Raw genomic sequence first — 2,856 nt, 5'->3', positions numbered from 1 at the left:
CGGGCCTTCCACCTGGGTGCGTATCTCGTCTTGAGGACGGTGAGGACCACGGCCGCGTCAGCGCCGCTGGATCCTGTGTTTGCTATGGCTGGGAGCGATCCCGTTGACGGTGGAAACCATCTGGATCAGCTTAATGCCGACGTCGGCGCATTGGCGACGCGATGAGACCTGTTGGCCAAAAGCCCAAAGCTGCTTCCTGACATAGGACGTTGTCGCTGACGATAATCGTCGGTCGTCCGCGCCGGCGAACGATGTCGTCGAGCTCGCGCGCGACCCGCAGACCGGACAGCGAGGTGTCGGCCGCGAGCGCCAGGCATTCCCGCGTGCAGTCGTCCACCACGGCGAGGATACGGAAGCGGCGCCCGTCGGTGAGTTGATCGGACAGGAAGTCCAGACTCCAGCGCTGGTTCGGCGCGACCGCTGTCTCGATCGGCCGCCGCGTTCCCATCGCTCGCTTGCGGCCACCGCGCCGGCGCACCGTCAGCTTCTCCTCGCGATAGAGCCGCTGAACGCGCTTGCGGTTGACCACATGGCCCTCCCGCTTCAACAGGACGTGCAGTCGCCGATAGCCAAAGCGGCGTCGCTCGGCCGCAAGCTCCTTCAGCCGCCTGCGCAGCATGGCGTCGTCGGGACGCGTCCCTTCGTAACGCACGCTCGTCCGATCCACGCCGACCACCCGGCACGCCCGCCGCTCGCTCATCTCGAAGGCCTTGGCAAGATACGCCACAGCCTCCCGTCGCTCGGCGGGCGTCACCACTAATGGGATGGTCCGCCCCGTCTCCCCGCCTCATTCTATCGAGGCATCGTGCGAAGAGGAGACCAGCATGACCCAGCGCAACAAGCCCCGTGACGCGGCTGTCTTCGGGATCGACATCGGCAAGAACACCGTCCACGTCGTCGGGCTGGACGGCACCGGGGCGCCAATCCAGCGCGCTACATTCCGGCGGGACACGCTGCTGCAGTTCTTCGAGCGCGCAGCGCGGACCGTGATTGGGATGGAAGCCTGTCCCGGCTCCCAGTGGCTCGCCCGCAAGCTGAAGGCTTTCGGACATACGGTGCGCATCGTCCCGGCCAAGTTCGTGAAGCCGTACGTGAAGTCCAACAAGAACGACATCATCGACGCCGAGGCGATCGCCGAGGCCGTGACACGCCCGACGATGCGCTTCGTCGAGATCCGATCACCGGAGCAGGTCGACCTGCAAGCGCTTCACCGCGTCCGCGATCGCCTCGTTGCCCAGCGCACGCGCGTGATCTGCCAGATGCGGGCTTTTTGCCTCGAGTACGGGATCGCGATGCATCAGGGAGCAGGGAAGTTCAAAGCCGACCTTCCCCGCGTGGTTGCCGACAAGGAGAATGACCTCAGCCCGGCGATGCGGCGATTGCTCACCGAGCTATTCGACGACGTCAAGAACCTCGAGGGCCGGATCAAGGAGGTCACCGGAGAGATCGAGGACGTCGCTGCGGCCGACGATACGGCGCGCCGCCTGATGACGGTGCCAGGCATCGGGCCGCTCGCCGCGACAGCTCTGCTGGCGGCGGCCGGTCGGGGTCTGCAGTTCCGCAAGGCCCGCGACATGGCGGCCTGGATCGGCCTCGTGCCGCGGGAGTACTCAACCGGCGGCAAGACGACCTTGCTAGGCATCAGCAAGCGAGGGAGCTCGTATCTGAGACGCCTCCTCATCCACGGTGCCCGATCGTGCCTGCTCCATCTGGACCGGTCCCGCGATCGGCTCGGGAGCTGGATCGACGGCTTGCAGAGCCGGATGCACAACAACAAGGCCACCGTGGCGCTCGCCGCCAAGATGGCCCGCTTCGCCTGGGTGGTGATCACCAAGCCGGGCGCAACCTACGAGCGGCGTGGGCCGGTGGCAGCCTGATCCACGCCTTCGACCAGCTGCGAGGCACGGGATAGTGATGACGAGACAGTTGATCGGCGCACCGTAAACTCTGGGCAAAAAAGCGGGCTTTCAGCCCGAGCCAGTTATTCGAGAACGGGGCGCGCGGATCTCATCATGGCCTGGCTGCAAAAACAGCCCACTCGCGAGAGGCCGGATACATTTATGCAGACTGGATCGTCAGACCGAACCTGAACCTTGCAACGACGGGGCGGACCATACATTTTTTCCCAGGAGATCCTTCAGCGCGGCGTTGTCGAGCATCGCGTCCGCCAGCATCCGCTTCAGCCGGCCATTCTCGTCCTCAAGGCCCTTCAGACGCCGCGCCTCCGAGACGTCGAGCCCGCCGAACTTGGCCTTCCATTTGTAGAACGTCGCTGAGCTGACGCCGTGCTTCCGGCAGACCTCCGCGGTCGCCACGCCCGCCTCCTGCTCGCGCAGGATCGCGATGATCTGCTCTTCCGTGAACCGTGACTTCTTCATCCGTCCGTCCCTCGTCCTGGGGGCGGACTCTAGCTATCCGTGGAGGAGTTTCAGGGGGTCACGTCACGACCTCGGTCAACGGCTGACGTCATTCGAACGTCGTTGCACGCGTTGAGGCGCCCGGCCCAAACTGCATCATCAGGCATCTGACCTCGAAAAGGACCATGACCCCGGTGACGGCAATGCCAAACCGCATTGACGATCACCCGCAATTAAAGGGCCGTTTGACACCGGAACGAGGCGTGGTCATCCAGCGCCCCGGCAAGCTTCACATCGGGCAGGTCATGCCACACCCTTCGCTGCGTTCGAAATCGGGAAAAGGCGCGTCTCAATCGGCGCTCACTCGATCAGGTCATGCAGGCCATCAAGCGATCAAGCGCGCTCGCCGCCGCTCCGGCCCCAACCGAAGTTTTCCTGACCACTCGGTCCTCCTGTCTGCCAAAAGACATACTTCAGGGTGGACCAATTCAACGGGGGT

2 protein-coding genes and 2 pseudogenes are annotated in these 2,856 nt (G+C 64.5%); 2 read left to right on the top strand and 2 right to left on the bottom strand.

Going from position 1 to position 2,856, the window contains the following annotated elements; all coding sequences use genetic code 11:
- Positions 1-208: 208 nt before the first annotated feature.
- Positions 209-757 (bottom strand): annotated as a pseudogene (locus AX750_RS13800) (IS3 family transposase); the annotation flags it as partial.
- 67 nt (positions 758-824) lie between these two features.
- Between AX750_RS13800 and AX750_RS13795 the strand changes: the two are divergent.
- Entirely contained in the window at positions 825-1,877 is a 1,053-nt protein-coding gene (locus AX750_RS13795; RefSeq protein WP_067254462.1) for an IS110 family transposase, read from the top strand.
- Between the two features lie 243 nt (positions 1,878-2,120).
- On the opposite strand, the pseudogene AX750_RS13790 reads toward AX750_RS13795, so the two are convergent.
- Positions 2,121-2,378: pseudogene (locus tag AX750_RS13790) on the bottom strand (transposase); the annotation flags it as partial.
- Between the two features lie 164 nt (positions 2,379-2,542).
- On the opposite strand from AX750_RS13790, the gene AX750_RS26740 reads away from it, so the two are divergent.
- Positions 2,543-2,856: hypothetical protein (locus AX750_RS26740; RefSeq protein ID WP_210173040.1), on the top strand; the 314-nt coding region annotated here is incomplete at its 3' end.

It is taken from the genome of Methylobacterium sp. CCH7-A2, assembly GCF_001557075.1.
GTDB lineage: Bacteria > Pseudomonadota > Alphaproteobacteria > Rhizobiales > Beijerinckiaceae > Allobosea > Allobosea massiliensis.
This window is presented reverse-complemented; position numbering and strand designations above follow the sequence as displayed.